The sequence below is a fragment of the Dactylosporangium sp. McL0621 genome (assembly GCF_049995355.1).
Classification (GTDB): Bacteria; Actinomycetota; Actinomycetes; order Mycobacteriales; family Micromonosporaceae; genus Dactylosporangium.
The window spans coordinates 12,497,425-12,523,512 of record NZ_CP188259.1; the positions used below are offsets into that span (position 1 = coordinate 12,497,425).

General features: G+C 70.9%; 29 protein-coding genes. 13 read left to right on the plus strand and 16 right to left on the minus strand.

Annotation, left to right across the window (positions count from 1 at the left end):
- Window positions 1-21 precede the first annotated feature (21 nt).
- The gene (locus tag ACPPVO_RS59325; RefSeq protein WP_426508722.1) at window positions 22-717 is read right to left on the minus strand and encodes a response regulator transcription factor; all 696 of its coding nucleotides are present in this window, start codon (window positions 715-717) and stop codon (window positions 22-24) included.
- A 39-nt stretch (window positions 718-756) separates the two neighbouring features.
- The gene (locus ACPPVO_RS59330) at window positions 757-1,677 is read right to left on the minus strand and encodes a hypothetical protein (protein ID WP_426508723.1); all 921 of its coding nucleotides are present in this window, start codon (window positions 1,675-1,677) and stop codon (window positions 757-759) included.
- A gap of 3 nt (window positions 1,678-1,680) precedes the next feature.
- Here ACPPVO_RS59330 and ACPPVO_RS59335 point away from each other — a divergent pair, with 3 nt between their 5' ends.
- The gene (locus ACPPVO_RS59335) at window positions 1,681-1,989 is read left to right on the plus strand and encodes a hypothetical protein (protein ID WP_426508725.1); all 309 of its coding nucleotides are present in this window, start codon (window positions 1,681-1,683) and stop codon (window positions 1,987-1,989) included.
- Here ACPPVO_RS59335 and ACPPVO_RS59340 read toward each other — a convergent pair.
- From ACPPVO_RS59340 to ACPPVO_RS59365, 6 genes are all read right to left on the minus strand, one after another.
- Complete coding sequence (locus tag ACPPVO_RS59340; protein ID WP_426508727.1) at window positions 1,967-2,113, minus strand: hypothetical protein; 147 nt, start codon at window positions 2,111-2,113, stop codon at window positions 1,967-1,969. The two genes, ACPPVO_RS59335 and ACPPVO_RS59340, sit on opposite strands and share 23 nt — an antisense overlap.
- 37 nt (window positions 2,114-2,150) lie before the next feature.
- Window positions 2,151-2,432, minus strand: coding sequence for a hypothetical protein (locus ACPPVO_RS59345; protein ID WP_360368584.1), 282 nt, complete (start codon window positions 2,430-2,432; stop codon window positions 2,151-2,153).
- A gap of 15 nt (window positions 2,433-2,447) precedes the next feature.
- A complete protein-coding gene (locus ACPPVO_RS59350; RefSeq protein ID WP_426514913.1) occupies window positions 2,448-4,085 on the minus strand; it encodes a sodium:solute symporter family protein in 1,638 nt (545 codons plus the stop codon).
- A 105-nt stretch (window positions 4,086-4,190) separates the two neighbouring features.
- Entirely contained in the window at window positions 4,191-5,504 is a 1,314-nt protein-coding gene (locus ACPPVO_RS59355) for a response regulator (protein WP_426508728.1), read from the minus strand.
- Between the two features lie 51 nt (window positions 5,505-5,555).
- Window positions 5,556-6,704: a hypothetical protein gene (locus ACPPVO_RS59360; RefSeq protein WP_426508729.1), complete on the minus strand. Its 1,149-nt coding sequence runs from the start codon at window positions 6,702-6,704 to the stop codon at window positions 5,556-5,558.
- A 238-nt stretch (window positions 6,705-6,942) separates the two neighbouring features.
- Complete coding sequence (locus tag ACPPVO_RS59365) at window positions 6,943-7,308, minus strand: TraR/DksA family transcriptional regulator (protein WP_426508730.1); 366 nt, start codon at window positions 7,306-7,308, stop codon at window positions 6,943-6,945.
- A gap of 106 nt (window positions 7,309-7,414) precedes the next feature.
- Between ACPPVO_RS59365 and ACPPVO_RS59370 the strand changes: the two genes are divergently transcribed.
- Window positions 7,415-7,786, plus strand: coding sequence for an ATP-binding protein (locus ACPPVO_RS59370; protein WP_426508732.1), 372 nt, complete (start codon window positions 7,415-7,417; stop codon window positions 7,784-7,786).
- A gap of 1 nt (window position 7,787) precedes the next feature.
- On the opposite strand, the gene ACPPVO_RS59375 is transcribed toward ACPPVO_RS59370, so the two are convergent.
- Window positions 7,788-8,132, minus strand: a complete 345-nt coding sequence (locus tag ACPPVO_RS59375) for an STAS domain-containing protein (RefSeq protein ID WP_426508734.1) — start codon at window positions 8,130-8,132, stop codon at window positions 7,788-7,790.
- 49 nt (window positions 8,133-8,181) lie between these two features.
- Between ACPPVO_RS59375 and ACPPVO_RS59380 the strand changes: the two genes are divergently transcribed.
- On the plus strand, window positions 8,182-8,748 hold the full coding sequence (locus ACPPVO_RS59380; protein ID WP_426508736.1) for a GAF domain-containing protein: 567 nt from the start codon (window positions 8,182-8,184) through the stop codon (window positions 8,746-8,748).
- Between the two features lie 19 nt (window positions 8,749-8,767).
- Here ACPPVO_RS59380 and ACPPVO_RS59385 read toward each other — a convergent pair whose 3' ends face one another.
- Window positions 8,768-9,454 carry an HAD family hydrolase gene (locus tag ACPPVO_RS59385; RefSeq protein WP_426508737.1) on the minus strand — a complete coding sequence of 229 codons (687 nt, stop codon included), beginning with the start codon at window positions 9,452-9,454 and terminating at the stop codon, window positions 8,768-8,770.
- A gap of 41 nt (window positions 9,455-9,495) precedes the next feature.
- On the opposite strand from ACPPVO_RS59385, the gene ACPPVO_RS59390 reads away from it, so the two are divergent.
- The 4 genes from ACPPVO_RS59390 (at window position 9,496) to ACPPVO_RS59405 (ending at window position 13,993) form a co-directional block, all read left to right on the plus strand.
- Window positions 9,496-9,675: a hypothetical protein gene (locus ACPPVO_RS59390; protein ID WP_426508738.1), complete on the plus strand. Its 180-nt coding sequence runs from the start codon at window positions 9,496-9,498 to the stop codon at window positions 9,673-9,675.
- Between the two features lie 30 nt (window positions 9,676-9,705).
- Window positions 9,706-9,939 carry a hypothetical protein gene (locus ACPPVO_RS59395; protein ID WP_426508740.1) on the plus strand — a complete coding sequence of 78 codons (234 nt, stop codon included), beginning with the start codon at window positions 9,706-9,708 and terminating at the stop codon, window positions 9,937-9,939.
- A 307-nt stretch (window positions 9,940-10,246) separates the two neighbouring features.
- A complete protein-coding gene (locus tag ACPPVO_RS59400; RefSeq protein WP_426508741.1) occupies window positions 10,247-13,435 on the plus strand; it encodes a S8 family serine peptidase in 3,189 nt (1,062 codons plus the stop codon).
- Window positions 13,436-13,537: 102 nt separating this feature from the next.
- Window positions 13,538-13,993, plus strand: coding sequence for a MaoC family dehydratase (locus ACPPVO_RS59405; protein ID WP_426508743.1), 456 nt, complete (start codon window positions 13,538-13,540; stop codon window positions 13,991-13,993).
- A 56-nt stretch (window positions 13,994-14,049) separates the two neighbouring features.
- On the opposite strand, the gene ACPPVO_RS59410 is transcribed toward ACPPVO_RS59405, so the two are convergent.
- From ACPPVO_RS59410 to fabG, 3 genes are all read right to left on the minus strand, one after another.
- Window positions 14,050-15,087 (minus strand): acyl-CoA dehydrogenase family protein, encoded by a 1,038-nt coding sequence (locus tag ACPPVO_RS59410; protein WP_426508745.1) that lies wholly within the window; start codon window positions 15,085-15,087, stop codon window positions 14,050-14,052.
- A complete protein-coding gene (locus tag ACPPVO_RS59415) occupies window positions 15,084-16,199 on the minus strand; it encodes an acyl-CoA dehydrogenase family protein (RefSeq protein WP_426508746.1) in 1,116 nt (371 codons plus the stop codon). The genes ACPPVO_RS59410 and ACPPVO_RS59415 overlap by 4 nt, the downstream gene beginning before the upstream one ends.
- A 67-nt stretch (window positions 16,200-16,266) precedes the next feature.
- The gene (gene fabG, locus ACPPVO_RS59420; protein WP_426514914.1) at window positions 16,267-17,025 is read right to left on the minus strand and encodes a 3-oxoacyl-ACP reductase FabG; all 759 of its coding nucleotides are present in this window, start codon (window positions 17,023-17,025) and stop codon (window positions 16,267-16,269) included.
- A gap of 166 nt (window positions 17,026-17,191) precedes the next feature.
- On the opposite strand from fabG, the gene ACPPVO_RS59425 reads away from it, so the two are divergent.
- The 4 genes from ACPPVO_RS59425 (at window position 17,192) to ACPPVO_RS59440 (ending at window position 21,284) form a co-directional block, all read left to right on the plus strand.
- Window positions 17,192-18,133 carry a hypothetical protein gene (locus ACPPVO_RS59425; RefSeq protein ID WP_426508748.1) on the plus strand — a complete coding sequence of 314 codons (942 nt, stop codon included), beginning with the start codon at window positions 17,192-17,194 and terminating at the stop codon, window positions 18,131-18,133.
- Window positions 18,123-18,428 carry a hypothetical protein gene (locus tag ACPPVO_RS59430; RefSeq protein ID WP_426508749.1) on the plus strand — a complete coding sequence of 102 codons (306 nt, stop codon included), beginning with the start codon at window positions 18,123-18,125 and terminating at the stop codon, window positions 18,426-18,428. The genes ACPPVO_RS59425 and ACPPVO_RS59430 overlap by 11 nt, the downstream gene beginning before the upstream one ends.
- Window positions 18,429-18,583: 155 nt before the next feature.
- Window positions 18,584-19,375: an endonuclease/exonuclease/phosphatase family protein gene (locus tag ACPPVO_RS59435; RefSeq protein ID WP_426508750.1), complete on the plus strand. Its 792-nt coding sequence runs from the start codon at window positions 18,584-18,586 to the stop codon at window positions 19,373-19,375.
- 160 nt (window positions 19,376-19,535) lie between these two features.
- Window positions 19,536-21,284, plus strand: a complete 1,749-nt coding sequence (locus ACPPVO_RS59440) for a VWA domain-containing protein (RefSeq protein WP_426508752.1) — start codon at window positions 19,536-19,538, stop codon at window positions 21,282-21,284.
- A 29-nt stretch (window positions 21,285-21,313) separates the two neighbouring features.
- On the opposite strand, the gene ACPPVO_RS59445 is transcribed toward ACPPVO_RS59440, so the two are convergent.
- Genes ACPPVO_RS59445 through ACPPVO_RS59455 form a run of 3 tightly spaced genes read right to left on the minus strand, consistent with a single transcriptional unit; the run spans window position 21,314 to window position 25,436 of the window.
- Window positions 21,314-22,120, minus strand: a complete 807-nt coding sequence (locus tag ACPPVO_RS59445) for a TrmH family RNA methyltransferase (protein ID WP_426514915.1) — start codon at window positions 22,118-22,120, stop codon at window positions 21,314-21,316.
- Entirely contained in the window at window positions 22,120-24,621 is a 2,502-nt protein-coding gene (valS, locus tag ACPPVO_RS59450; RefSeq protein ID WP_426508753.1) for a valine--tRNA ligase, read from the minus strand. Before valS ends, ACPPVO_RS59445 begins: the two co-directional genes overlap by 1 nt.
- Before the next feature lie 26 nt (window positions 24,622-24,647).
- Window positions 24,648-25,436: an SDR family oxidoreductase gene (locus tag ACPPVO_RS59455; RefSeq protein WP_426508754.1), complete on the minus strand. Its 789-nt coding sequence runs from the start codon at window positions 25,434-25,436 to the stop codon at window positions 24,648-24,650.
- A gap of 55 nt (window positions 25,437-25,491) precedes the next feature.
- Here ACPPVO_RS59455 and ACPPVO_RS59460 point away from each other — a divergent pair, with 55 nt between their 5' ends.
- Both ACPPVO_RS59460 and ACPPVO_RS59465 read left to right on the plus strand, forming a co-directional pair.
- Window positions 25,492-25,764 (plus strand): hypothetical protein, encoded by a 273-nt coding sequence (locus tag ACPPVO_RS59460; RefSeq protein WP_426508755.1) that lies wholly within the window; start codon window positions 25,492-25,494, stop codon window positions 25,762-25,764.
- Entirely contained in the window at window positions 25,761-26,081 is a 321-nt protein-coding gene (locus ACPPVO_RS59465; RefSeq protein WP_360368533.1) for a CopG family transcriptional regulator, read from the plus strand. The genes ACPPVO_RS59460 and ACPPVO_RS59465 overlap by 4 nt, the downstream gene beginning before the upstream one ends.
- Window positions 26,082-26,088 lie beyond the last annotated feature (7 nt).

The window sequence follows — 26,088 nt, forward strand, 5'->3', positions numbered from 1 at the left end:
TGACGCGGAGCGGCCACGACTTCATGTGCGTGGCAACCGCAGCGAGTAGCCGACGCCGCGCAGGGTCTGCAGCAGCCGGGGCTCGGTGGTGTCGATCTTCTTGCGCAGGTAGGAGACGTAGGACTCGACGACGCCGGCGTCGCCGCCGAAGTCGTACTGCCACACGTGGTCGAGGATCTGAGCCTTGGACAGCACGCGACCGGAGTTCGTCATGAAGTACCGCAGCAGCTTGAACTCCGTCGGTGACAGCTGCACCTCCTGGCCCGCCTTGAAGACCTCGTGGGTGTCCTCGTCGAGCTCGATGTCGGCGAAGCTCAGCCGCGACGTCTGCGCGGACGCGCCGCCCGCGGGGTCGGCGACCCGGCGCAGGACGGCCTGGATGCGGGCCAGGATCTCGGAGAGGCTGAACGGCTTGGTGACGTAGTCGTCGCCGCCCAGGGTCAGGCCCTTGATCTTGTCCTCGGTGGCGTCGCGGGCGGTCAGGAACAGCACTGGCACACGGGCGCCCTCGCCGCGGAGCTTGCGGAGCACCTCGAAGCCGTCGAGCTCGGGCATCATGACGTCGAGCAGGATCATGTCCGGCCGGAAGCGCCGCGCCTCCTCCATCGCCTGGCGGCCGCTGGTGGCGCTGGCGACGTCGTAGCCGTGGTACTTGAGGCTCGCGGAGAGCAGTTCGACGATGTCGGGCTCGTCGTCGACCACAAGCAGCCGCGTCATGATTCGCTCCAGATTGCGTCAGAGTTTCCCTTGTCCTGTTCAGACTGCCGCCGGTACCTGACCTCCCGATGCGGTTTCCCTGATAACCAGCTGTGAACCGCCTGCGACGGCCGCGAGCAGCACGGGGAACTCCAGGTAGGCGTGGTACGAGGCGAACGCGCCGTACAACGCCCGCCCGGTCGCGTAGTCGATCGCGAAGGGGATGGCGAGCAGCGCGGCCAGCCCGAGGCCGAGCAGCCACGCGCGCCGGCCGAGCAGGAACCGGGGCGCCTCGGGGGCGTACCGCGGCAGGAAGTAGACCCAAACGAAGTAGTGCATGGTCTGCAGGAACGCGAACACCACCAGGAACCGGGTGCCGACGAGATCGGAGGAGCCGGGCGGGGCGATCAGGAACCGCCGGAAATCGACGCCGTCCGGCAGGGCGAAGTCGATCGCGCCCAGCAGCACCAGCGCGGGCACGACCAGCACCCACGCGACCTGCGTCCACCGGAACAGCGCCGGCCGCCGCAGCCGCCCCGCCCACTCCCACAGAAAGAAGAGTGGAACGGCGTTGTGGAGATGAGCCAAGACCACGAAGTGGTACCCCGGGAAGCTCAGCGACAGCGCCGCCCCGACGAGCAGAACGAACCCCGCACCGAACAGGCGCCGGCCCCGCAGCGCGTGGATGCAGGCGGCGGCCAGCACCGCGTACCCGACGAGGATCTCGGCGTAGCGGGCCGGGTCGCCGACCACGAGCGCGGCGAGGCGGCACAGCACGATCGCGGTGACCAGCCCGAGCAGCACCGCCAGGAAGCGGCCGGTCAGCAGCGAGGAGAAGCGCCCGGCGACGTACCGCAGCTCGAGCACGTTGTGCAGCGCCCCGAACGCGATGAGCCCGCCGACGGTCACGATGAGCGGCGAGCGCACCGCGATCCCGAGCGCGGCGAGGGTGGCCAGCACGAAGAACAGGCTTATCTTCATCGCGTGCTCCGGGCCCTGCTGCTGACCCTCGCCGTCGAGGTGCCGCTGTACACCGCGGCCCTCGTGGCCCTGAAGCTCGCAAAACCGGCGAAAGCGGCGACGCTGGGCGTCCTCGTGAACCTGCTGACCCACCCGGCCCTGTGGCTCTTCCTCAGCCACCACCCCGACCGGCTCTGGCCGGCCGAGGCGACCGCCACGGCGATCGAGGCGTTCGTCCTGATAAAAGCGATAAAAACTGACAAACTCCTACTGCTGCTCGTCGCCGTCGGCGCGAACGCCGCCTCGCTGCTCATCGGCCTGACCGCCGCCTGACGAGCCAGATGATCAGCACCGCCAGGGCCGCCACGAAGACCAGGCAGGCCAGGCCGATGACGACCACGGCCGACGTGGGCGAGACAGACGGCTGCGGCGCCACATCGGCCAGCACGATTTCCATGCCGAGCAGTCTGCGGCGCCGCAGCGCGAAAGAACATCTACTCCCGGACGTGATCCGCGGGCGGAATGTCCGAGGTCTCCGGCGGCTCGGCCGGCCGCAGCCACTGCCACAGCAGGAACAGCAGCCCCAGCGCGAGCATCCCGAGCCCGATCCACAGGTTGATGCGCACGCCCGCGGCCTTGTCGATCTCGGCCTGCGAGTCGAAGATCCCGAGGGTCGTCACGATCACGCCGTACACCGTGAACAGGCCCCCGATGACCCGCCGGACGTCGAACAGGCGAGCCGCGCGAGCGGTGTCGACCTTCTGCTCGTCACTCATGACAACTCCCCAGTCCTACAGGAACGGCAGGTAGAAGACGAAGGCCAGGACCAGGGCGCCCGAGCCGAGCAGGACCGGCGAGCGGTACCAGGCGGTGTCGCCGGCGATCGCGTCGGCCCGCAGGTCGTGGCTGCCCACGCCGTAGACCAGGCCCTGAAGCTCGGACTCCTCCTTCGCCCGGGTCAGCGGCGTGACGATGATGGCGACGATGGCCACCACCACGAAAGCGATGCCGGCGCCCCAGAACGACTCGTCGAGGTCGGAGCCGAACGTGAACCAGCCGAACCACTTGTATCCGGCGTAGGTGATGAAGGCGGCGAGCGTGCCGAGCAGCAGGCTCCAGAAGCCGGCCCAGGCCGACATCCGCTTCCAGAACATGCCGATGATGAACGCGCCGAACAGCGGGGCGTTGAACAGCGAGAACAGCGCCTGGATGTAGTCCATGATGTTGCTGTAGCCGGACGCGATGAAGGCGGTACCGATGCCGATCACCACGCCCACGACGGTGATGATCCGGCCGACCCGCAGGTAGTAGCCGTCCGGCTTGTCCTTGGCGACGTACTCCTGCCAGAGGTCGTACGTGAACACGGTGTTGAAGCCGGACACGTTGGCCGCCATGCCCGCCATGAACGAGGCGAGCAGGCCGGTCACGGCGATGCCGAGCACGCCGTTGGGCAGGAACTCGCGCATCAGCAGCGGGACCGCGCTGTTGTACTGCAGGTCGCCGGTGTCCGCCCCCAGGCCCTTGACGGTGACCAGCGCGACGAGGCCGGGGATGACCGTGACGAACGGGATCAGCAGCTTGGGGTACGCCGCGATGATCGGTGTGCGCCGGGCCGCGCTCATGTTGCGGGCCGACAGACCGCGCTGGACCTCGGCGAAGTTGGTCGTCCAGTAGCCGAAGGAGAGCACGAAGCCGAGGCCGAAGACGATGCCCCACCAGGGCGCGCCGAGCGGGTTGTCGCTGCCGCCGGTGCCGGCCCAGGTGTGCAGGCCGGCGTCGCCGAGCTTGGTGCTGTTGCGTACCGCGTTGAAGAGCCCGTCGATGCCGCCGAGCTTGACGAGGCCGACGATGGCGATGGGCAGCAGGCCCGCGATGATCACGAAGAACTGCAGCACCTCGTTGTAGATGGCACTGGAGAGACCGCCCAGGGTGATGTACACGAGGACGATGGCGGCGCCCACGATGATCGCGATCCACAGCGGCCAGCCGAGCAGCGCCTGCATGATCAGTGCGAGCGCGTAGAGGTTGACGCCCGCGATCAGCACCTGGGCCAGCGCGAACGACAGGGCGTTGAGCATGTGCGCGGGGCGGTTGAAGCGCCGCCGCATGAACTCGGGGACGCTGCGCACCTTCGAGCCGTAGTAGAAAGGCATCATCACGATGCCCAGGAACACCATGGCCGGCACGGCGCCGATCCAGTAGTAGTGCAGCGTCATGAGGCCGTACTTGGCCCCGTTGGCGGCCATGCCCAGGATCTCCAGGGCCCCGAGGTTGGCGGAGATGAACGCGAGGCCGGTCACCCAGGCCGGCAGCGAACGGCCGGACAGGAAGAAATCCACGCTGTTGCGGATCGAGCGGCGGGCCGCGAGACCCACCCCGAGGACGGTGATGAAGTAGAGCGCCAGCAGGACGTAGTCCATCGCGTCCATCTGCAGGCGCAGCCCATCGGCGAATGTCTGCACCCGTTCCTCCCCTTGTGCCGGTACGAGTGGAGCGTCGAGGCTCCTACCCAGACAAGGGCGAGGATCAAACCATCAGGGTCGACTTAAGTGGTTTGACAGTATTGTCACCAAATCGGCGGCTGCATAGGGTTTGTCCAGGAAGGCGTCGCACCCGGCCTCGATCGCCGCGGCCCGCTCGTGCGGCAGGACGCTCGCGGTCAGCGCGATGACGGTCGGGCGCCCGGCCGCGTCCTGCAGCTCCGAGGCCAGCGCGAGCCCGTTGCCGTCGGGCAGGTTGACGTCCAGCAGTACCAGGTCGATACCCGCCTCGGTCAGGCGCTGCTCCACGACCGCGCGGGTGGTGTCGTCGCGGTCGACCACGAGTACCGACGCCGGATCCTGGGTCAGGGCGGGCGCCACGTGCCGGGCGAGCTGGGCCAGCAGGGCGTCGTGCGACACGGGCTTGACGAAGAAGTCGGCCGCGCCCAGGGCCAGCCCGGCGCGCCGGTCGTCGACGATCGTGGCGAAGAAGACCGGGATCGCGGCCAGCGTCTCGTCGCGCTTGAGGTGCCGGATCACGTCCCAGCCGTCGAGGCCGGGCATGATCACGTCGAGCAGGATCGCGTCCGGGCGCCAGGCGCCGGCCTCGGCCAGCCCCGCCTCGCCGGTGGAGGCGGTGCGCACCTCGTAGCCGGCGCCGGTGAGGTACGCCTCGAGCAGCTCGGCCGCCTGCGCGTCGTCGTCGATGACCAGCACGCGGCCGCGGCCGGGGGCGGGGACATGGCCCACGGGCTCGACGTCCGGCGTCTCGGCCGCGGGCAGCCGCACCGTGAACCGGCTGCCCTCCCCCGGCGCCGACTCGAGCGAGATGTCCCCACCGTGCGCCTCGACGAGCCGGCGGGTCAGCGCGAGGCCGAGCCCGGTGCCGGCCTTGCGCTGGTCGGCCGGCCCGAGCTGCTGGAACTCCTCGAAGACCCGCTCCTGGTCGGCGGCGGCGATGCCGATGCCGCTGTCGGCGACGGTGATCGCCACCGTGCCGGCCGCCGGAGCGACGATGACGGCGATCTGGCCGCCGTCGGGCGTGAACTTGATCGCGTTGGAGAGCAGGTTGTCGAGGATCTGCCGCAGCCGCAGCGGGTCTGCGCGCACGGCGGCCGTCGGCGGGACCTCGAGGTACACCTGCAGCCCCTTGCGGTCGGTGAGCGGCCGCAGGGTGGTGACGACGTCGCTCACGGCCGTGGCGAGCGCGATCGGCTCGGCGTTGAGCTCCGTGCGGCCCGCCTCGACCTTGGCCAGGTCGAGGATGTCGTTGATCAGGCCCAGCAGGTGCCGGCCGCTGTTGTGCACGTGGTCGACCCACTCGGCCGGGACGCTGCGCCGGTCGCCGTCGGGCTGCTCGGCGCGCATGAGGTCGCTGAAGCCCGATGATCGCGTTGAGCGGCGTGCGCAGCTCGTGGCTCATGCCAGCCAGGAAGTCGCTCTTGGCCTGGCTGGCGTGGGTGAGCGCGCCGACCGACTCGGCCAGCGCGGCCGTGAGCTCGCGCTGCTCGGCCAGCACCGTGCTGCGCTCGGCGAGCACCTTGGCCTGCGCGCCGAGCACGCCGGTGAGGCGCAGGTCGTCGGAGCTGAACAGCGCGCGGTACCGGTCCAGCAGCAGCACCGTGCCCACCTCCGGCAGTCGCAGCACGGAGGCCAGCCGGGCGCCGGTAGCCAGCGCGAGCGGGTGGTCCGTCGGCAGGCGGACCGGCTGGCGCGCGGCGAGGAGCGCCTGCACGTCGAAGTCGAGGCGCTCGTGCGGCAGGCGTGTGCCGGAGCGGCAGACCGAGGCGATGCGCTCGAGGTCGTGGCCCAGGAGCAGGACGGCATCGGTACCGGTGGTGTCGTGCACGACGTGCACGTAGCGCCGCCACACCTGCCCGTCTCCACGTCGGCCGGCAGGCGCTGCAGGTCCCCGCTCGCCTCGTACCACACCGTCGCCGACATGATCCGGCGCAGGAACGCGGGCGGGACGAAGGCCAGCAGGTACAGCAGCGCCGCGGCGAGCCCGACGGCCCGCCCGGCCGGCTGCCACCACACCCGCTCGCCCGGGTAGCGGCTGGCCGCGGTGAAGATCATCAGCATCATCACGGGGTACAGGTAGGTGGCCCCGGCGGCGAGGCGCAGCCGTGCCCGTCCGGCGCCGGAGCGGCGCCGGCTCACGCGCAGCAGGATGGTGGCGGCGATCGCCTCGGTGACCGTGAAGGTGGCGGTGACCAGCCCGAGGTACGGCAGGCTCAGCGGCCGGGGCTCGTTCGTCACCACGGCGATGCTGCCCAGCATGAGCACGAGCAGCGTCCCGCTCAGCCAGCGCGGCACCCGGCCGAGGCGGGCGGCGAGCCGTAGCGTGAGGTACGGCTGGAGCAGCAGCAACGCGGTCGTCACGGCGCTCACGGCGACCGGCAGAGGCCGGTGCGACAGGTCGCGGAACACGGCGTTGGCGCACACCGCCAGCGTCGGCAGGAAGATGAGGGCGACGTCGCGCTGCAACGGGTCCCGGCCGCGCACGAAGCCCACGGCCGCCCGCAGGAAGACGGCCGCGACCAGCGCGGCTGTGACAAGAGTTACCATACGACTACGCCCCGTTACCTTCGCGAACGGGACTCACTTTAGTCAGCCGACGGAGGGCGGGGGGCCGGATGAGCGATGATGCCCTGCGCGCCACCGTCGCCGCGACCACCCACGACCTGTCCACGCCCTCGGCGCGGTGCTGAACTACACGACCTTCCTCGCCGAGGACCTGGCGCGCACGGGGTCGGCACCGGAGTACCTGCCGCACCTGCAGAGCGCGGCCGAGCGGGCGCTGGGACTAGTGACGCGACTCGCTGCGGCTCTTGCAAGCGACGCAGAGGGTGACTGAGGGGAACGCCGCCAGCCGGGCCACCGGGATCTCGCCGGCGCAGGTCTCGCAGGTGCCGTAGTGACCGGCGTCGAGGCGCTCGAGCGCCCGGTCGACCTGGTCCAGACGGGTCCGGATCGACAGGGCCAGCGCGGCCTCCTGCTCCCGGTTGAATGCCTTGGTGCCCAGGTCCGCCACGTCGTCGCCGGCATCCACGACGCCCGCGAGCGTCATCTCCGCCACGGTCACGGCGTACTCCGCCTCCAGCTCCTCCCGCCGGCCGAGCAGGGCCGTGCGGATGTCCTGGGTACGGGTCTCAGGGTAAACGAGCGTCATCGGGCCCCCCGGTGTCGCGGCGATGGATTGGCTTCCGGGGTGCCCGCCCGAGTGGTGGCCCAAACCTGACTGTTTTTTTGCGACCCCCGCAGGGCACCATGAATACGTGGAGGGGGATTCGATCCAGGTCGACGTGCTCGCGGGTCAGGCCCGTGGGGCGCGTCGCGTGATCACCCAGGCGCTCGAGGCCTGGGGCCTGCCCCATCTCACCCGCGGCGCGGTAATGGTCGGCCACGAACTCGTCGCCAACGCCCTGCGCCACGGCATGCCGCCGGCGGTCCTGCGGCTGCTGCGCCGGGGCGACGGGCTCATCATCGAGGTCGGCGACGGCAGCGACCAGGTGCCCCGCATCGCCGAGATCGACAACCTCACCAGCATGTCGGGCCGGGGCATGCAGATCGTCGACACCCTCGCCTGCGCCTGGGGCGTGCGGCCCCACCAGGGCGGCAAGACCGTCTGGGCGGAGATCGCGGCCTGACTCAGTTGGCGACCGGCTCGTTCGTGATCGGCAGGATCTGGTCGAGCCCGGTGATCTCCAGCGTCACCCGCACGTCCTCGTTCGGGTGGGCCACCACCAGCTTCGCGCCCGCGCTCTTCGCCCGCCGCCAGCAGCCGACGAGCGTGCCGAGGCCGCTCGAGTCGATGAAGGAAAGATGCGTGAGGTCGACCACGACCTCCCCGGCGCCGGCGTCGAGCTCCCCCACGACGGCCGTGAGCAGGCTGGGGGCGGTGTCGAGGTCGAGTTCCCCCGTCAGCATCATGTGCGCACGGCCGTCCCGCCGGTGCGTCTCCAACTCCCAGATCGCCTCGTCGTCGTCAACCACCTGGCGTTCCCTTCCGATTCACTGGTCAACAGTCTGGGGTACCCAATCGGTGGAGTTCAAACGCACAGCGCGGTTGCCCTCGATCGGCCCCCGCGGAACACTCGTCCCCAGCAACACCCTCCGGCCCGCCCCGCCCGCCGCTCAGGCCCGCCTGCTGCGCACCGGCCGCCCCGAACTGCTGCACGTCGCGCTGGACGACACGGCCGCCGAGGGCCTGAGCGCCCTGGTCCCCGACGAGGGCATGCGCGGGCAGGTGTCCGCGCTGCGCCCGGCCGACGTGCTCGGCGTGCCGCTGACCGCCCGCGGCACCACGTTCGGCACCCTGACCCTCGCCCGGCGCGCGGGGATCGGCGTCGACGCCGACGACGTCGAGCTCGCCGAGGAGCTGGCCATCCGCATCGCGCTGGCCGTCAACGCCGCTGGCCGACGACGCGCTGGATCACGCGCTGCACTCGCTCTCGGCGGCGCTGCTGACGGACGACTCGCGCCTGGTGCGCGAGGCGAACGACTGGCTGACGGAGCTGCACTCCGCGCGCGGCGGCCTGGCGGACACGGTGGCGGCACGGTGAGCGAACCCCTGCCGGAGGCGTCGCGCCACCTGTCGGCGCTGCCCTGACCGCGTCATCCCGCCATTTCTACGACAGCGCCATTCTGAACGCCGTGGTCAGCGCCTCATCGAGGTGGTCCAGCAGATCCTGCGGATCCGCATAGATCCCCGCCGCCCCGTGGTCGAGCAGTTCCGCCGCGCACAATCCCCCGGACGTCAGCCCGATGCACGGAATCGAGAGATTGCCGGCCGCACGCACGTCCCACACCGAGTCGCCCACGAACACCGTCTCGTCCGCCGACAGCCCCGAGCGCTCCAGCGCCACCTCCACGATGTCCGGCGCCGGCTTGCTCTGCTCGGCGTCGTCGGAGGTCGTCACGGCGGTCAGGGATGCGTCGGCGTCGAGGCAGCGCAGCAGCGCGTCGAGCTCCGGGCGGGAAGCGGATGTCGCCAGTACCACCTTCAAGCCCCTGTTCGCACAGGTGTCCAGCAACCGCCGGGCCCCGGGCAGCGGGCGCAGGGCCGGCCAGTGGGGCGCATAGAGGCTGGAGTGCGCGGCCCGCATCGCGTCGTCGTCCGACGGGTCGTGGCCGGGCCCGAGGAGCTCGTCGAGGATCTTGTCGGAGCCCATGCCGATCGCGCGGTGGATGCGCGCCATGGGCACGTCGTGGTCGTGCTGGCGCAGCGCCTGCCACCAGGCGGCGACGTGCAGGTACACGCTGTCGACAAGGGTGCCGTCCACATCAAAGAGAACGCCCGTCACGGGTTTGGTCATGTGCGGGTGATACCCACCCGGGCCGGGGTATCACTGGATCCATGACCGAGCAAGAACGACCGGTCGCCGTCGCCGAGCCCTTTCCCGGCTTCGACGTGGACGACCTCGGCGATTTCGCCTCCGAGCACTGCAGCGTCACGCTCGCCGGGGAGATGGCCGGCGGCCCCGAACACGCCCGTGAGGCGGAGAGCCCGCGCGGCCTCGCGGGCATGGATGAATAAACACGCCTGAATGGGGCAACCCCTCGGAGCATGGACTCGGTCCGTGAGACCCCTGGGGTGATAATCCGGCTTGTCCGCGCCGGCTTCCAGCGCCTGACCAGGCGCAACGGGAGCCGGCGCCCTCGTGCGCCCGGCCCCGCCGACCTCCTCGAGCCGGCCGCGCCCGCCTCGTACATCGCCGCGCCGATCCCGGGCCCGATCCCCGGGCTCCTCGGCCTGCCCGGCGTCGTCGTGCGCCGCTCCTCGGACGAACGACGGCAATAAATGTCAAATGCGGTCGGCCCGGCCAATTCGGACCGACCCTCGTCGTTGCCCTACCGGCATTTCACGATTCGATGTCACAGCGTGAACCCCTCTTTTCCGTGCGTACGAAAGCTGGCATGTTGAGGCATCACCTCCACCAGCGAGAGGGGGCACGATGGGCCGACGGAGATGGGTGCACGCCGCAGTGGCGAGCGCACTCCTTCCGCCTCTGTTCGTTATCGCCTCGGCGAGTCCGAGCGAAGCGGCACCAATCCCGGCAGGCAGCCTGAAGGCCGTCGAAAACCTCAAACCGGCCAAGCAGTCCGAGATGGCCAAGGCACCGACGAGCCGCATGGCCAAGACCGACCCGTCCCTGCTCAACCGCTCCGACACCGCCAAGGTGGCGATCGCGGTCAAGCTCGACTACGACTCGACCGCGACCTATTCCGGTGATATCGCCGGATATGCGGCGACGAGCCCATCCGTAACGGGGAAGGCGCTGTCCGGCAGCGCCGACGAAAAGCGGTACGAGAACCGGATCGCCGGAATCGAGGACAAGTTCCTCGCCGACCTGAAGAAGCAGGTGCCCGACGCCAAGGTCGGGCAGCGGCTCCGGACGGTCTACGGCGGCATCGCGCTCTCCGTGCCGGCCGACAAGGTCGGGGCCATCCTCGCCATCGACAACGTCGTGGCGGTCCAGGCCGACTCGGCCCGGCAGCCGCAGACGGACTCCTCACCGCAGTTCATCGGCGCGGACCAGGTTTACCCGCAGCTCGGCGGGGCGCCCAACGCCGGCAAGGGCGTGATCTTCGGCTCGCTGGACAGTGGCGTCTGGCCGGAGCACCCGTCCTTCGCCGACAACGGCAACCTCGGCGCACCGCCCGCCAAGGCCGACGGTACGGCCCGCGCGTGCGACTTCGGCGACAACCCGCTGACCCCGGCGAGCGACCCGTTCGCGTGCAACAAGAAGCTCATCGGGGGCAAGGGCTTCCTGGACACCTACAACGCGCTGCAGCCGATGGAGGTGTACGGGTACACCGCCCGGGACTCCGACGGTCACGGCACGCACACCGCGTCGACCGCCGCCGGTGACCCGGTTGCGTCGGCGAAGATCTTCGACATCGAGCGCGGGCCGGTCAACGGCATCGCGCCCGGCGCGTGGGTCTCGGTGTACAAGGTCTGCGGGGCCACCGGCTGCTACAGCACGGACTCCGCCGCCGCCGTCGCCCAGGCGATCAAGGACGGCGTGAACGTCATCAACTTCTCGATCTCGGGTGGCGCGAGCCCGTACACCGACGTCGTGGAGCTGGCGTTCTTCGACGCGTACAAGGCCGGCGTCTTCGTCGCGGCCTCGGCCGGCAACAGCGGCCCGGGGGCGAGCACGTCCGACCACCTGTCGCCGTGGGTGACCACGGTGGCCGCGTCCACCCAGAAGCGCGCGTTCCAGTCCACGCTCACGCTGCGGTCCTCGGACGGCACGGGGGCGTCGCTGATCGGCACCTCGATCACGCCCGGTATCTCCACCGCACTGCCGGTCGTGCTGGCCTCGGCGGCTCCGTACAGCGACCCGCTCTGCATCAAGACGCCACCCGCCGGTCTGTTCACCGGCAAGATCGTGGCGTGCCAGCGCGGGCCCAACCGGGTCCTCAAGGGCTTCACGGTCAAGCAGGCCGGCGCGGCCGGCATGATCCTCTACAACAGCCCGGCGGCCGAGACGCTGAGCGACAGCCACTGGCTGCCGGCGGTGCACCTGGGCGACGGGGCGCCGTTCCTGGCGTACATGGGGGCTCACCCGAACGTCACGGCGAGCTTCACGCAGGGCGAGAAGGGCACACAGGCCGGTGACGTGATGGCGAGCTTCTCGTCCCGCGGCCCGGGCGGCAACTTCATCAAGCCCGACATCACCGCCCCCGGCACCCAGATCCTGGCCGGCAACACGCCGACCCCGGACGACATCGCCGTCGGCCCGCCCGGACAGTACTTCCAGGCGATCGCCGGCACCTCGATGTCCTCCCCCCACATCGCCGGCTCCGCGATCCTGGAGAAGGCGCTGCACCCGGGCTTCACCCCGGGTCAGATCAAGTCGTCGCTGATGACCACGGCGACGACCAAGGTGGTCAAGGAGGACGGGGTCACCCCCGCCGACCCGTTCGACCTCGGTTCGGGCCGCGTCCAGGTCAACCTGGCCGCGAACCCCGGCCTGACGTTCGACGAGACGGCCGATCGGATGTTCGCCCTCGGCAACGACCCGGTCAACGCGGTGCAGATCAACCTGCCGTCGGTGAACGCGCCCGTCATGCCGGGCAAGCTCACCGCCGTTCGAACGGCGAAGAACGTCACGAACAAGACGCTGCTGTACCGCGTCGAGACGACTTCCCCGAAGGGCTCCTCGATCACGGCGACGCCGGCGGTGTTCTCCGTCGCGCCGGGCAAGAGCCAGCAGATCAGCATCACGATCAAGTCCAGCGCGGCGCAGGGCCAGTACTTCGGTGAGGTCCGGCTCGTGCCGGTCACCGGCGGGGTACCGACGCTGCATCTGCCGGTGGCGTTCGTGCCCAAGCAGGGCGACGTGACGGTCACCCAGACCTGCACGCCGGCCGCGATCGGTCTGCTGCAGACCAGCAAGTGCACGGTCACGGCCACCAACAACACCTTCAACGACACCACGTCGGACTTCACCACCACGACGTCGCTGAACCTCCCGATCGCGGGGGCCAGCGGCGCCAAGGTCGTGAACCCGTTCAAGGCGGAGAAGAAGGGCGCGCCCATAGCCGGGGCCGTTCCCGGTACCCCGTCGCTGACGCCCGGCACCATCGCCGGGTATCTGCCCCTGGATCTGTTCGGGATCACCCCGACGCCGGTCACCGACGAAAGCCTGCTCTCGTTCAACGTGCCCGACTACGTGTACAACGGCGTCACGTACAACTCGTTCACCATCTCGTCGAACGGGTACATGTATCCGGGCAGCGATGACAGCAACGAGAACAGCGTCTTCGACCCGCCCCCGATCCCGGACCCGTCGAAGCCCAACAACGTGCTGGCCCCGTTCTGGACCGACCTGAACGGCACCGGCGCGGACGGCATCTACGTGGGCAACCTGACCGACGGGGTCGACTCGTGGCTCGTGGTCGAGTGGCGGGTGAACGACTTCGGCACGGCGACGACCCGGCGGTTCCAGACCTGGATCGGCATCAACGGCGTGCAGGACATCGTGTTCGCCTACGACCCGGCGACGGTCGGGGCTCTGCCGAACGGGCAGAACCTGGCGGTCGGCGCCGAGAACGTCAACGGCACGGGCGGCCAGGGCCTGTACAACACCCTGCCGACCGAGGACCTGCGCATCGTCAGCACCGAACCGGTGCCCGGGGCGTCGACGTCCTACACCGTGACCGTGTTCGGCCTCATACCCGGCAGCGGGGAGGTCACCACGTCCGTCAGCACGCCCGCGGTACCGGGCACGACGATCGTGAAGAGCACCGTGACGGTGAGCCCGAAGCTCAACCGCATCGGCACCTGATCCACCCTGCACACAGGCGGCCGGCCCCTCCTCCGGGGCCGGCCGCTTCCATTTCCTCACAATGCCTTGCGCCGAGGGATGCCCCGCCCGAGGATCGAGGTCATGCGGACCTTTGCGAGCGCGGGCGAACTACTGGCCTCGGTGGGCGAGCACCTCGGCTACAGCGAATGGCAGGACGTCACGCAGGAGCGCGTGAACCTCTTCGCCGACGCGACGGGCGACCACCAGTGGATCCACGTGGACCCGGAGCGGGCCAAGGAGGGCCCGTTCGGCACCACGATCGCCCACGGGTACCTGACCCTGTCCCTGCTGCCGATCCTGGTCGGCCAGGTGTACCGCGTCGACGGCGTCCGCATGGGCATCAACTACGGCCTGGACATGGTCCGCTTCCCGTCCCCGCTGCCGACGGGCTCGAAGATCCGCGCGGGCGTGGAAATCCTGGCGGCCGACGACAAGGGCGACGGCTGGACCCAGCTGAAGTGCCGGGTGACCATCGAGCGCGAGGGCCACGAGAAGCCCGTCTGCGTGGCGGACGCCCTGACCCGCCTGCTCATCTGACTTCGGCCACACAGCGCGCGGGAGCGTGACGCACCCGCGCGCTGAGCGCAAGGGCGTCAGGCGGGAAGATTCACCAGGTCGGCCAGCAGCGCACGGTGGCGCGTCGCCGAGCCCAGAGCCGTCGCGTTGGCCCGGGCGCGTTTGAGGTACCAATGCGCCGGATGCTCCCAGGTGAACCCGATCCCCCCGTGCAACTGCACGCACTCCTCGGCCGCCTTCACGGCCACCGGGGAGCAGAAGGCCTGCGCCAGGGACGCGGCGACCGGTAGGTCCGGGTCGTCGTTCGCCAGGCAGTCGGCCGCGTAGCGCGCCACCGCGCGGGCCTGGGTCACCGCGACCCACAGGTCGGCCAGCCGGTGCTTGATCGCCTGGTACGAGCCGATCTGCCGGGCGAACTGGCGGCGCGTCTTGGCGTACTCGACAGTCGTCTCCAGGCACCACTCGGCGATCCCCAGCTGCTCGGACGCCAGCAGGGCCGCGCCCGCCAGCATTGCCCGGGAAACGAGCGGGGCCGCGTCCGCCGAGACCAGCCGCGCCGCGGTGCCGTCGAACGCGAGGTCCGTCACCGGCCGGGTCAGGTCCAGGGACACCACCGGCGTCCGCGTGACGTCCGAGGCCTCGGCCGCGAACAGGCCCGCCGCCGTCGGCACCAGGAGGACGTCCGCGGTCAGGGCGTCGGCCACGGTGGTGACCGAGCCGGAAAGGGTGGCGCCGCCCTCGACGGTCCACTGCGCGGCGCCGGACAGCGGAATTGCCAGCGCGGCCGTCCGGGTGCCGGCGGCCAGTTCCGGAAGCAGCGGATCGTCCGCCGGCAGGGCCGCCGTCGCGAGGACCGCGCTGCCCAGGAACGGTACCGGTGCCGCGAAACGCCCCAGTTCCTCCATGACCACCGCGGTTTCCCGCCACGTGGCTCCCGCGCCGCCCGCGGACTCCGGGATCGGCAGGCCCGCGCAGCCCATGTCGGCCGCCAGCGCGCGCCACAGTTTCATGTCGGCCGCGCCCTCGAAGAGCGAAAGGTCGACGCGGTCCGACAGGAGCGAGCGCACCGATGCGCGCAGCTCCTCCTCGACCTCGGAGTACAGCAGGTCGCTCACTTCGGCAGGTCCTTCCACGCGACGTTCTTGTCGGCCCGCTGCTCCTGCGGCAGGCCCAGTACCCGCTCGGCCACGATGTTGCGCAGGATCTCCGAGGTGCCGCCCTCGATCGAGTTTCCCTTCGCGCGCAGGTACCGGTACCCCGCCGACCGCCCCGCGAAGTCCACCTGCGTCGGGCGCCGCATCGTCCAGTCGTCGTGGCGCAGGCCCTCCTCGCCGAGCAGGTCCAGCTCCAGGGCCGAGATCTCCTGGTTGAGCCGCGCGAAGAGCAGTTTCGACGCCGAGCCCTCCGGCCCGGGCTGGCCGGCCGCGAGCTGCTGGCGCAACCGCACCCCCGTGAGCCGGGCCGCCTCCGCTTCCACCCACAGCCGCAGCAGCGCGTCGTGCAGGCCGGGTGAGCGCACCTCGGGACGCGTCCGCCACAGCTCGGTCACGATGCCGATCGTGCCGCCCTCGCGCGGGATCGCCTGCCCGCCGATCGAGACGCGCTCGTTCATGAGCGTCGTCTGCGCCACGGCCCAGCCCTCGCCGACCGCGCCGAGGCGGTCGGTGTCGGGGATCCGGGCGCCGGTGATGAAGACCTCGTTGAACTCCGCCTCGCCGGTGATCTGGCGCAGGGGGCGCACCTCCACCCCCGGCCCGGTCATGTCGAGCACGAAGTAGGTCATGCCCTGGTGCTTGGGCACGGCCGGGTCGGTGCGGGCGATGAGGATCGCCCAGCGGGCCTCGTGCGCCATGGAGGTCCAGACCTTCTGCCCGTCCACGACCCAGTCGTCGCCGTCGCGGACCGCACGCGTACCGAGCCCGGCGAGGTCGGAGCCGGCGCCGGGCTCGCTGAACAGCTGGCACCACACCTCCTCGCCGGTCCACAGCGGGCGCAGCCAGCGCCGGCGCTGCTCGTCCGTGCCGTGGCGCAGGATGGTCGGGGCGGCCATGCCGAGCCCGATGCCGATGCGCCGCGGATTGTTGTCGGGCGCGCCGGCCTCGGCGAACACCTGGTCCACCGCGGGCTGCTCGGCCCGCGGGAGTCCGAGGCCGCCGAGGCCGGGCGGGTACTGCACCCAAGCCAGCCCCGCGTCGAACCGCGCCCGCTGGAAGTCCAACGGGTCCATACGGACAGGATCATGACCGGCCAGAAACTCCCGGGCGAGGTCCGCTGTACTCAAAGGAGGTACCCCTCTAGTTCAGTGGCCCGCCGGCCACGTAGATCACCTGACCGGACACGAACCCGGCACCGTCGCTGACGAGGAACGAGATGGTGTGCGCGATGTCGTCGGGCCGCCCGACGCGCCGCACCGGGATCTGCTCCGCGGCCCCCTTCTGGAAGGTCTCGAAGTCGATCTTCATGCGCGCGGCGGTGGCCGCGGTCATGTCGGTGGCGATGAACCCGGGCGCGACCGCGTTCGCGGTCACGCCGAACGGGCCGAGCTCGATCGCCAGGGTCTTGGTGAAGCCCTGCAGGCCGGCCTTGGCCGCGGAGTAGTTCACCTGGCCGCGGTTGCCCAGCGCCGAGGACGAGGACAGGTTGACGATCCGGCCGAACTTCGCCGCGGTCATGTGCGCCTGGGCGGCCCGGCTCATGAGGAACGCCCCGCGCAGGTGCACGCCGATGACCGTGTCCCAGTCGCCGTCGGTCATCTTGAACAGCAGGTTGTCGCGGATGACGCCGGCGTTGTTCACCAGCACCACGGGCGGGCCGAGCTCGGCCGCGGTCCGCTCGACGGCCGCGGCGACCTGCTCGGCGTCGGCGACGTCGGCGCCCACGGCGAGCGCCCGCCCGCCGGCCGTGGTGATCTGCTCGACGGTGTCCTTGCACGCGTCCGCGTCGAGGTCGAGCACGGCGACGGCGTGGCCGTCGGCGGCGAGGCGGATGGCGGTGGCGGCTCCGATGCCGCGGGCCGCGCCGGTCACGATGGCGACGCGGTTCAGGTCAGTAATGGTCACGACACCGATCCTCCCGCGTGAGACAGGGTCTCGAAAAGTATGCACTAAGAGTGCATATTCCTCAAACGAGAGTTTCCCGCCGGGAACCGTTCAGGTGCGGAAAGGTTGCGCCGATGGTCAGGGCGTCACACGGATGAGACAGCACAAACGGGGGGCAAGGATGAACGGCAAGACGATCACGAAGGCGCTCACGATCGCGGGACTCACCGGCGTGGCCGCGCTGCTGACCGGTACCGCCGCCCATGCCTCCACCGCCACCCACGGCCAGACCGTCACCTACGTGCGCGGCGGGGTCATCTACCGCAGCAGCGGCGCCGACGAGGTGCGTCTCACCGAGGACACGGTCAACGCCCGCCCGCGGTTCTCCCCGGACGGCACGAAGCTGGCGTACCTGCACGACGGCACGGTCTGGGTGATGGACGCCGACGGCGGGAACAAGCACCAGGTCAGCGACCGCAAGGCCGGCGGGCCCGCCTGGTCCCCCGACGGCCGGACGATCGCGTTCGCCGCGCTGTCGTGCACGGGCGGCCCGGGCGTCTTCCGGGGCGGCCCGAACGACACCGTCGAGCCCCTGTTCCCGGCGAGCTGCCGCGACCAGGGGGTCCCGGCGGCCACCGAGTCGGCCCCGGCGCCGGCGGCGGCCGACCTGGTCGGCCGCCTGCGCACGGACGACGCCGTGGCCTGGTCGCCCGACGGCACCCGGATCGCCTTCCGCGGCGGCGAGTGCGAGAGCATCGCCGACAACTGCCTCAGCATCGGCAGCGTGGCCACCGGCCGTGAGCGCGCGATCGACGTGTACGGCGGCGGCAACGGCACCAGCGGCTTCGGCGTGGTCCCGGCCTGGCGCACGGACGGCCAGAAGGTCGCCTGGACGAGGTACGACGCCGACGGTACCGCCGTGGCCGTTACCGAGGCCGACGTGGACGGCTCGAACCGCCACATGGTGGGCAAGGCCGACGACCGCGAGATGGTCTACGAGGGCACCCGCACGGGCATGCTGACCGCCGCGTACAACGGCCACTCCTGGATCACCGCCGTCGACCTCGCCACGGGCCGGCGCACCCCGCTCCACCAGGGCTCGCAGCCGACCGTTGCCGCCTAGTACGACCGAGAACGCCGCGAGCACCGCGAGCGGCTGCGACACGCTCCTGGATCTCTTCCAGTCCGGCCCGGCGGACGCGGCCCGGTTCGAGGCCGGCACCAGCGGCCCGTTCCTCGCCGAGAGCCTGGCCCCGGAAACCGACATAAACTCCATGGCCGGCACATGTGCCCGCTTCACGGACGCCGATGACGAAGGCGACACCACGAACGTGAGCGTCGCGCCGGAGCAGGGCTTCCCGGACCTGGGAGCCGACCAGCACGTCTTCAAGATGACGGCATCCGGCGGTACCCGGTGACGACGCCTGGACCACGTCGGGCTATCTCCTCCAGGTCCGCGTCGCGGGTCTGACCTGCACACTCGTGCACTTCGGGCAGCCCGGGGTCGACCGCGCCGAGACCGAGTCGATCGCGAAGGCGGCCGTCGCGAAGATGAGGCGACGAGAATGAGGTCATGCGGTTCGGCACGTTCAACCTGATGCACGGGCGCTCGCTGACCGACGGGCTGGTCGAGACCGGCCGGATCTGGTCAGGGATCGCGCAGCTCGACGCGGATGTGCTCGGCCTGCAGGAGGTCGACCGGGCCCAGCCGCGCAGCGGGCACGCCGACCTGGCCCGGATCGCGGCGGACGCGCTCGGCGCCGAGCACGCGATGTTCGTGCCGGCGGTCGTCGGTACACCCGGGGAAGCCTTCCGGCCCGCCACCGACGAGGACGCCGAGGGCGTCGACCCGCACTACGGCGTGGCGCTGGTCAGCCGCTATCCGGTGCTGGAGTGGCGGGTCACCCGCCTGCCCGCGGCCCCGCTGCGCGCCCCGATCGTGATCCCCGGCCCGAAGGGGATGCAGCTCACGCTGCTCGACGACGAGCCGCGGGTGCTGCTCGCCGCGGTGGTCGCGACCCCGGTCGGACGTATGACGGTCGCCACCACCCACCTGTCGTTCGTGCCCGGATGGAACGTCCGGCAGCTGCGGATGGTCCGCCGGGCGCTGCTCACGCTGCCCGCCCCGCGGGTGCTGCTCGCGGATCTGAACCTGCCGGGCGGCCTGCCGCGGCTGTTCTCCGGTTGGCACCGGCTGGCCGGCGTGCCGACCTACCCCTCCCTGTCGCCGCAGGTGCAGTTCGACCACGTGCTGGCCGACCGGCGCGGGATCGAGCGGCTGGGGCGGGTCATCGATGTGACGAGCCCCTCGATGCCGTTCTCCGACCATCGGCCGCTCGTGGTGACGGTGCGTGGCCGCTGGTAGATCACCAGGCGGAGGCGTCGCGATTGCGAAGAGTGCTCGGATAACTACGATTCTTCGGCGCCTTGTAGATTGGGCGTTCGTTTGTTGGGATGCGTACCGTCAGTGATTTTCAACCGAAGGTACAAGGCCGCAGAGGCCGCCGGTCCGGAGGATTAGAGCCGTGAAAGGTCGCCACCGCTCAGCGGGGTCGTCGGGCGGAGCGCTGAAGCTGGGCGCCGCCGCCGTCGCCGTGCTCATCGTCCTCGCCGGTAGCTGGTACGCGTTCAACAAGTACTCCAAGCCCGCCTGCGGCGGTACCGCCGCGAAGCTCAGCATCGGCGCGGTCGCGGACATCGCGCCCGCGCTGCGCCAGCAGGCCGCGGACTGGGCCGAGCAGGCCAAGCAGGACGGCAACTGCGTCGACATCGAGGTCTTCGACGAGGACCCGGCCGACGTCGCCGCCGCACTGGCCGGCAAGGCCGAGAAGTCGCTGACGGGCGTCGGGCAGGCCAACGGCAAGACCCGCATCCCGGACGTCTGGGTCGCCGACTCCTCGCTGTGGCTGCAGCGCATCCGCGCGGTCAACCCGCAGAGCCTCCAGGCCGGCGCGCACTCGATCGCGCTGAGCCCGGTCGTGCTCGCCATGCCCGAGCCGATCGCCACGGCCTCCTTCGGCTGGCCGAACAAGAACATCTCGTACGCCGACCTGGTGACCAAGGTGGCGACCGACCAGAAGGTCAAGGTCGGCATCGTCGAGCCCAGCCGCGACGCGACCGGCCTCGGCAGCCTGCTGACCCTGGCCACCGTCGCCCAGCAGGCCGGCGGCGGCAACCAGACCCAGGCGACGCAGATCGCCACCGCCGCGCTGCGGGCGCTGGCCGCCGGGCGCTCCTCGGTGCGCTCCGACCTGGTGCAGAAGTTCCCGAAGGCCCCCGACCCGACCTCTCTGGGCAGCGGCCTGACCGTGGCCCCGCTGTCGGAGCAGGCGGTGATCCAGTACAACGGCCAGCAGCCGCCGGTCCGCCTGGCCGCGCTCTACGCCGAGCCGTCGGCCCCGCCGATGGACTACCCGTACGTGGTGCTCAGCGCCGACAAGGCGAGCATGGCCGACGAGCTGCTCAAGCAGCTCAACAGCCAGGACTTCCGCGACAAGCTCGGCGCGATCGGGCTGCGCGGCGCGGACGGCGCGCCCGGCAAGGGCTTCCAGACCCCGGCGAACGCCCCCGGCGCACTCGCGGCCGCGGCCCCGCAGCTGCCCGACGCGGCCACGGTGGAGCAGCTGCTGAGCCGCTGGCAGGCGATCACGCTGCCGGCCCGCATGCTGGCCGTGATCGACGTCTCCGGCTCGATGCTGGAACCGGTGCCGACCGCCGGCAACGCGACCCGCATGCAGGTCACGCTGGAGGCGGCGCGCAAGGGCATGAGCCTCTTCGACGACTCCTGGTCGCTCGGCGTGTGGATCTTCTCCACGCTGCTGGACGGCAACAAGGACTACAAGCAGCTGGTGCCGATCGGGCCGCTGATCAGCCAGCGGAACGCCGCGCTGCAGGCGCTCGGCACGATCCAGCCGAAGAAGACCGGCGACACCGGCCTCTACGACACGATCCTCGCCGCGTACAAGGCGGTGCAGAGCGGGTACGAGAGCGGCCGGGTCAACTCGATCATCGTGATGACCGACGGCGAGAACGACGACCCCGCCGGCGGCCTGAAGCTGGAGGAGCTCATCGCCCAGCTGAAGGCCGCGGCCGACCCGCAGAAGCCGATCCAGATCATCCTGATCGGCATCGGCGACAAGGTCGGCGAGGCCGCGATGAAGCAGATCACCGACTCGGTCGGCGGCGGCACGTTCGTCGCCCCGGACCCGGCGAAGATCGGCGACATCTTCCTGCAGGCGATCTCACTGCGCGGCCAGATCGCGCAGCCGAAGTAAGGGCTACCAGCCGGACTTGCGCGCAGTACCTACCAGCCCCGCTTTCGCGATTGTGCCTCGTAGAGCAGGACCGACGCGGAGACCGACACGTTGAGTGAGTCGCCGGACCCGAGCATGGGGACGGCGACTCGCTGGTATCCGTGGCCGTACCAGCCCTTGGCGATGCCGTACCGCTCGCTGCCCACCACGAGCGCGGTGCGGCCGCTGTAGTCGGCCTGCCGGTAGTTGACGGCCTCGTCGGTGTCGGCCAGCAGCACCGTGAAGCGCCGCGACTCCAGCCACGCGACCGCGTCGTCCACGGTCTCGAACTCCAGCGTCGGTACCGTCAGAATCGTCCCCTGGCTCGCCCGGATCACCTTCGGATGCGTGAGCCTGGTCTTGCGGTTGGTCAGCACCAGGCAGTCCGCCCCGCACGCGTCGAGCGAGCGGATCAGCGTGCCGAGGTTGCCGGGGATCTCCAGCCCGTCGGCCACCAGCACCAGCGCCGTCTTGCCGAAGCGCAGGTCGCGCTCGTCCCAGCGGGGCAGGGCGGCCAGCGACAGCAGCCCGTCGGGCTTGTCCCGCTCGGAGATCTTCTCCAGCGTGCGCAGGGAGATGCGGAACGAGCGCTCGGCCCGCTCCGCGATCTCCTCGGCCCGCTTGCGGGCCTCGTCGGCGTAGATCGCCTCCGGGCACCAGAAGAACGTGTCGATCGGGGCCCCGGCCTCCAGCAGCATGTTGTGCGCCCACAGCCCCTCGGCGACGAAGAGCTTGTACCGGTTCGGCGCGGTGTTGTTCTGGATGTGCTGCACCTGCCGGACGGCCGGGTGTTGCAGCCCGATGGCCTGAAGTTCCATCACAGGCTGACGGTAGCCGACAGCTCCTCCGCCTCGGAGATGGCCCAGTCGCGCACGTTGCCGGCCGCGGTCAGGTCGCCCCGGACCCGCTCCAGGGTGGCGACCGGCCCGGCCACCTCCAGCCGGGCCACCTCGGCGCGCATCGACTGCTGCGCGGCCGACTTGGCGCGCCGGATCGCCCCGAGCACCTCAGCCGCCACCGTGAACGGCGCGACGTCGGCGGTGGCGGGCGCCTCGGGCCAGGCCGCCCGGTGCACCGAGCCCTCCTGCCACCAGGACCAGACCTCCTCGGCCACGTACGGCAGGAACGGCGCCAGCAGCCGCTGCACCGCCGACAGCGCCACGGCCAGCGCGGCCCGGGCCGACGCCACCTCCGCCGGCGCGGCCTCGCCGTAGGCGCGGGCCTTCACCAGCTCCACGTAGTCGTCGCAGAAGGTCCAGAAGAACTGCTCGGTGACCTCCAGCGCGCGGGCGTAGTCGAAGCCCTCGAACGCGGCGGTCGCCTCGCGGACCACCGTGGACAGCGCGCCGAGCAGCGCGCGGTCCACCGGCTCGGTCACCGCGGCCGCGTCGGGGGCGCCCCCGGAGCCGAGCCCGAGCACGAACCGGCTCGCGTTGAGCAGCTTCACCGCGAGGCGCCGGCCCACCTTGAACTGGTTCACGTCGATGGCGGTGTCCACGCCACGGCGGGCGCTGCCGGACCAGTACCGGATCGCGTCGGCGCCGTACTGGGCCAGCAGTTCCTCGGGCGAGTCCTTGGCGTTGTCCTTCGACTTCGAGATCTTCTTGCGGTCGGGGTCGAGGATCCAGCCGGCGATCGCGGCGTGCCGCCACGGCAGCACGCCGTGCTCGAACTGGGCGCGCAGCACGGTGGTGAACAGCCAGGTGCGGATGATCTCGTGGGCCTGCGGCCGCATCGCCATCGGGAACACCAGCGCGAACAGCTCCGGGTCGTCGAGCCAGGCCCCGGCGATCTGCGGGGTCAGCGACGACGTCGCCCAGGTGTCCATGACGTCCGGGTCGCCGACGAAGCCGCCCGGCATGCCGCGGTCGATCTCCTCGTAGCCCGGCGGGACGTCGCTGCTGGGGTCCATCGGCAGGGACTCGGGCACGATCGGGTCGTCGTAGACCGGGTTGGCGTCGGCGTCGAGGCGGTACCACAGCGGAATCGGCACCCCGAAGAACCGCTGGCGGCTGATCACCCAGTCACCGGTGAGCCCCTCCACCCAGTGCTCGTAGCGGGTCTGCATGTGCGTGGGCTCCCACTCGAGCTCCCGCCCGCGCTCGAGCATGATCTCCCGCAGCTCGGGAGTGCGGGCGCCGTTGCGGATGTACCACTGGCGGGTCGCCACGATCTCGACCGGCCGGTCGCCCTTCTCGTAGAACTTCACCGAGTGGGTGATCGGCCGCGGCTCCCCGTCGAGCTCGCCGGAGGAGCGCAGCAGCGCCACGATCTTCTCCCGCGCCTGGTGCACCGTCAGCCCGGCCACCGGCGCGTAGAGGTCCTCGTCCACGCCGTCGGGCGCGGTGAGCCCGAGCCGGCCGTTGCGCTGCATCACGGTGCGGGTCGGCAGGTCCAGCTCCCGCCACCAGATCACGTCGGTGAGGTCGCCGAACGTGCACACCATCACCAGGCCGCTGCCCTTCTCCGGGTCGGCGAGGCGGTGGGGCAGGATCGGCACCTCCACGTTGAACAACGGGGTCCGCACGGTACCGCCGAAATGCGCCCGGTACCGCTCGTCGCCCGGGTGCGCCACGAGCGCCACGCACGCCGGCAGCAGCTCGGGCCGGGTCGTCTCGACGAAGTGCTCGCCGAAGCGGATCCGGTGGAAGGCGCCCGGCCGCTCCCGGTCCTCGAGCTCGGCCTGCGCCACGGCGGTCCCGAACGACACGTCCCACAGGGTCGGGCCGTCCAGGGGGTACGCCTCCCCGCGCGCGAGGCTGTTGAGGAACCCGCGCTGGGCGGTGGCGCGGGCCCGGTCGCCGATCGTGGTGTACAGCAGCGACCAGTCCACCGACAGGCCCAGGAGCTTCCACAGCCGCTCGTAGGACTGCTCGTCCATCGCGGTCTGGCGCTGGCAGAGCTCGATGAAGTTGCGCCGGCTCACGAGCACCCGGTCGGTGCCGGACTTCGCGTTCTTCTGTTCCACCGGTTGGAAGTCGGCGTCGTACGGCAGCGTCGGGTCGCACTGCACGCCGAACGTGAGCTGCACGCGGCGCTCGGTCGGCAGGCCGTTGTCGTCCCACCCCATCGGGTAGAACACCTCGCGGCCGCGCATGCGCTGGTACCGCGCGATGATGTCGGTCTGCGTGTAGGAGAACACGTGCCCGATGTGCAGCGCCCCGCTCACCGTCGGCGGCGGCGTGTCGATGGAGAAGATGTCCTCCCGGGCCGCGGTGCGGTCGAAGCGGTACGTGCCGTCCACCTCCCATACGCGCGCCCACTTCTCCTCGAGACCGTCGAGACTGGGGCGCTGCGGTATGCGGTCGGTTTCAGGCATGGATCTCATGCTATGGCCGGCCCTGGTCACGCACCTCTCAATTCCCGCAGCGATCGGGGCTTTTGTCCGGTTAGCCGCTCAACGTCGCCCGTGACCTGCTCCAGCTCGCCGTTGGCGATGGCCTCGTACGACGTCACCCAGCCGGCGACCTCGAACTCCGGCGCGCCGAGGTGGGCCCGCGACGCATAGGCCTCCGCAACGGTCTCCGGGACATAGGTCAGGTGCAGGACCTCCGCGGCCTCGTGCAGCGTGAACGCTTCCGGCCCGGTCAGGGTGTACGTCCGGCCGTCGTGCGAGTCCGGGTCCTCGAGCACCGCCACGGCGCAGGCCGCGATGTCGTCGTAGCTCACGGCGGCGAGGCGCCCGTCCCCGGCCGGCCCGCGGATGACCCCGTCCGCGCCGGCGAGCCGCGGAACCATCTCGAGGTAGAGGTTGTCGCGCAGGAAGGTGAACCGCAGGCCGCTCTCCCGGATGTGCTGCTCGGTGTGCCAGTGGTCGCGCCCGAACGTGAACGTGCAGTCGGCCGCGGCCCCGGCGAAGCTGAGGTAGACGATCCGCCGCACGCCCGCTTGCACCGCCGCGTCGACCGCCGTCTTGTGCGCCCGCAGCCGGTGCGGGTCCTCCCGCCCGGACACCAGGAACAGCGTCTCCCCGCCGCGCAGCGCCTCGACCATGCCCGCGAGATCGGCGTAGTCGGCGGCCCTTTCGGCCCCGGGCAGCTTGGCGGCGTCGCGCACCATCCGCACGTACGGCTGCGAGAGCCCTCGGGCGACCCTGGACCCGACCTGCCCCGACGCTCCGCTGACAACGATCATGCCGTCAGTATCCTCCCTGCTGGACGCGCGTATGACGAGCGTCGTACATTGGGGTATGCCCTACCGTTGGTGGCCGGCGACCCTGGCGGCCCTCAGCGGAATCGACCCGCTCGAGGCCCTGGAGGCCCTCAACGCGGACCGTCGACTCCCAAGGGCGGGTGAGGCCCTGGGCCTGCCGGTCCTGAGCGTGTGGGCCCGCACCAAGGCGGGACGAGCGTTGATCGTCGTCCTGCGACACGAAGGCGGCCTGGAGTGGCTCATCGTCGGCGCGCTCGACATGACGCCCACCCAGCAGGCCGAGTTCCAGGCATGGGAGGTCTCGCAATGAGCCAGCCGCACCCCCGGGCCACCGACGACGAGCTCGACCAGCTGGCCCTGGCCGTCGCCGCGGGCAACATCACCTACACGGACACCCCGGCGACCCTTCCCCCGAGGCCGGACGGCGAGACCATGGCCGTGTACTCGGTACGCCTGCCGACGGACACCGCCGAGCAGCTGGCAACGCTGGCGAAGGACCGTGGCGTGAAGCCCTCGACACTGATGCGCCAGATGATCGAACAGTGCCTGGCCACGGAGGCCGACGACCACCCGATCTCCCTGTCGGACGCCTTGCGCGCCCTGACCACCCTGCGCCGGGTCGCCTGAGCGGTCG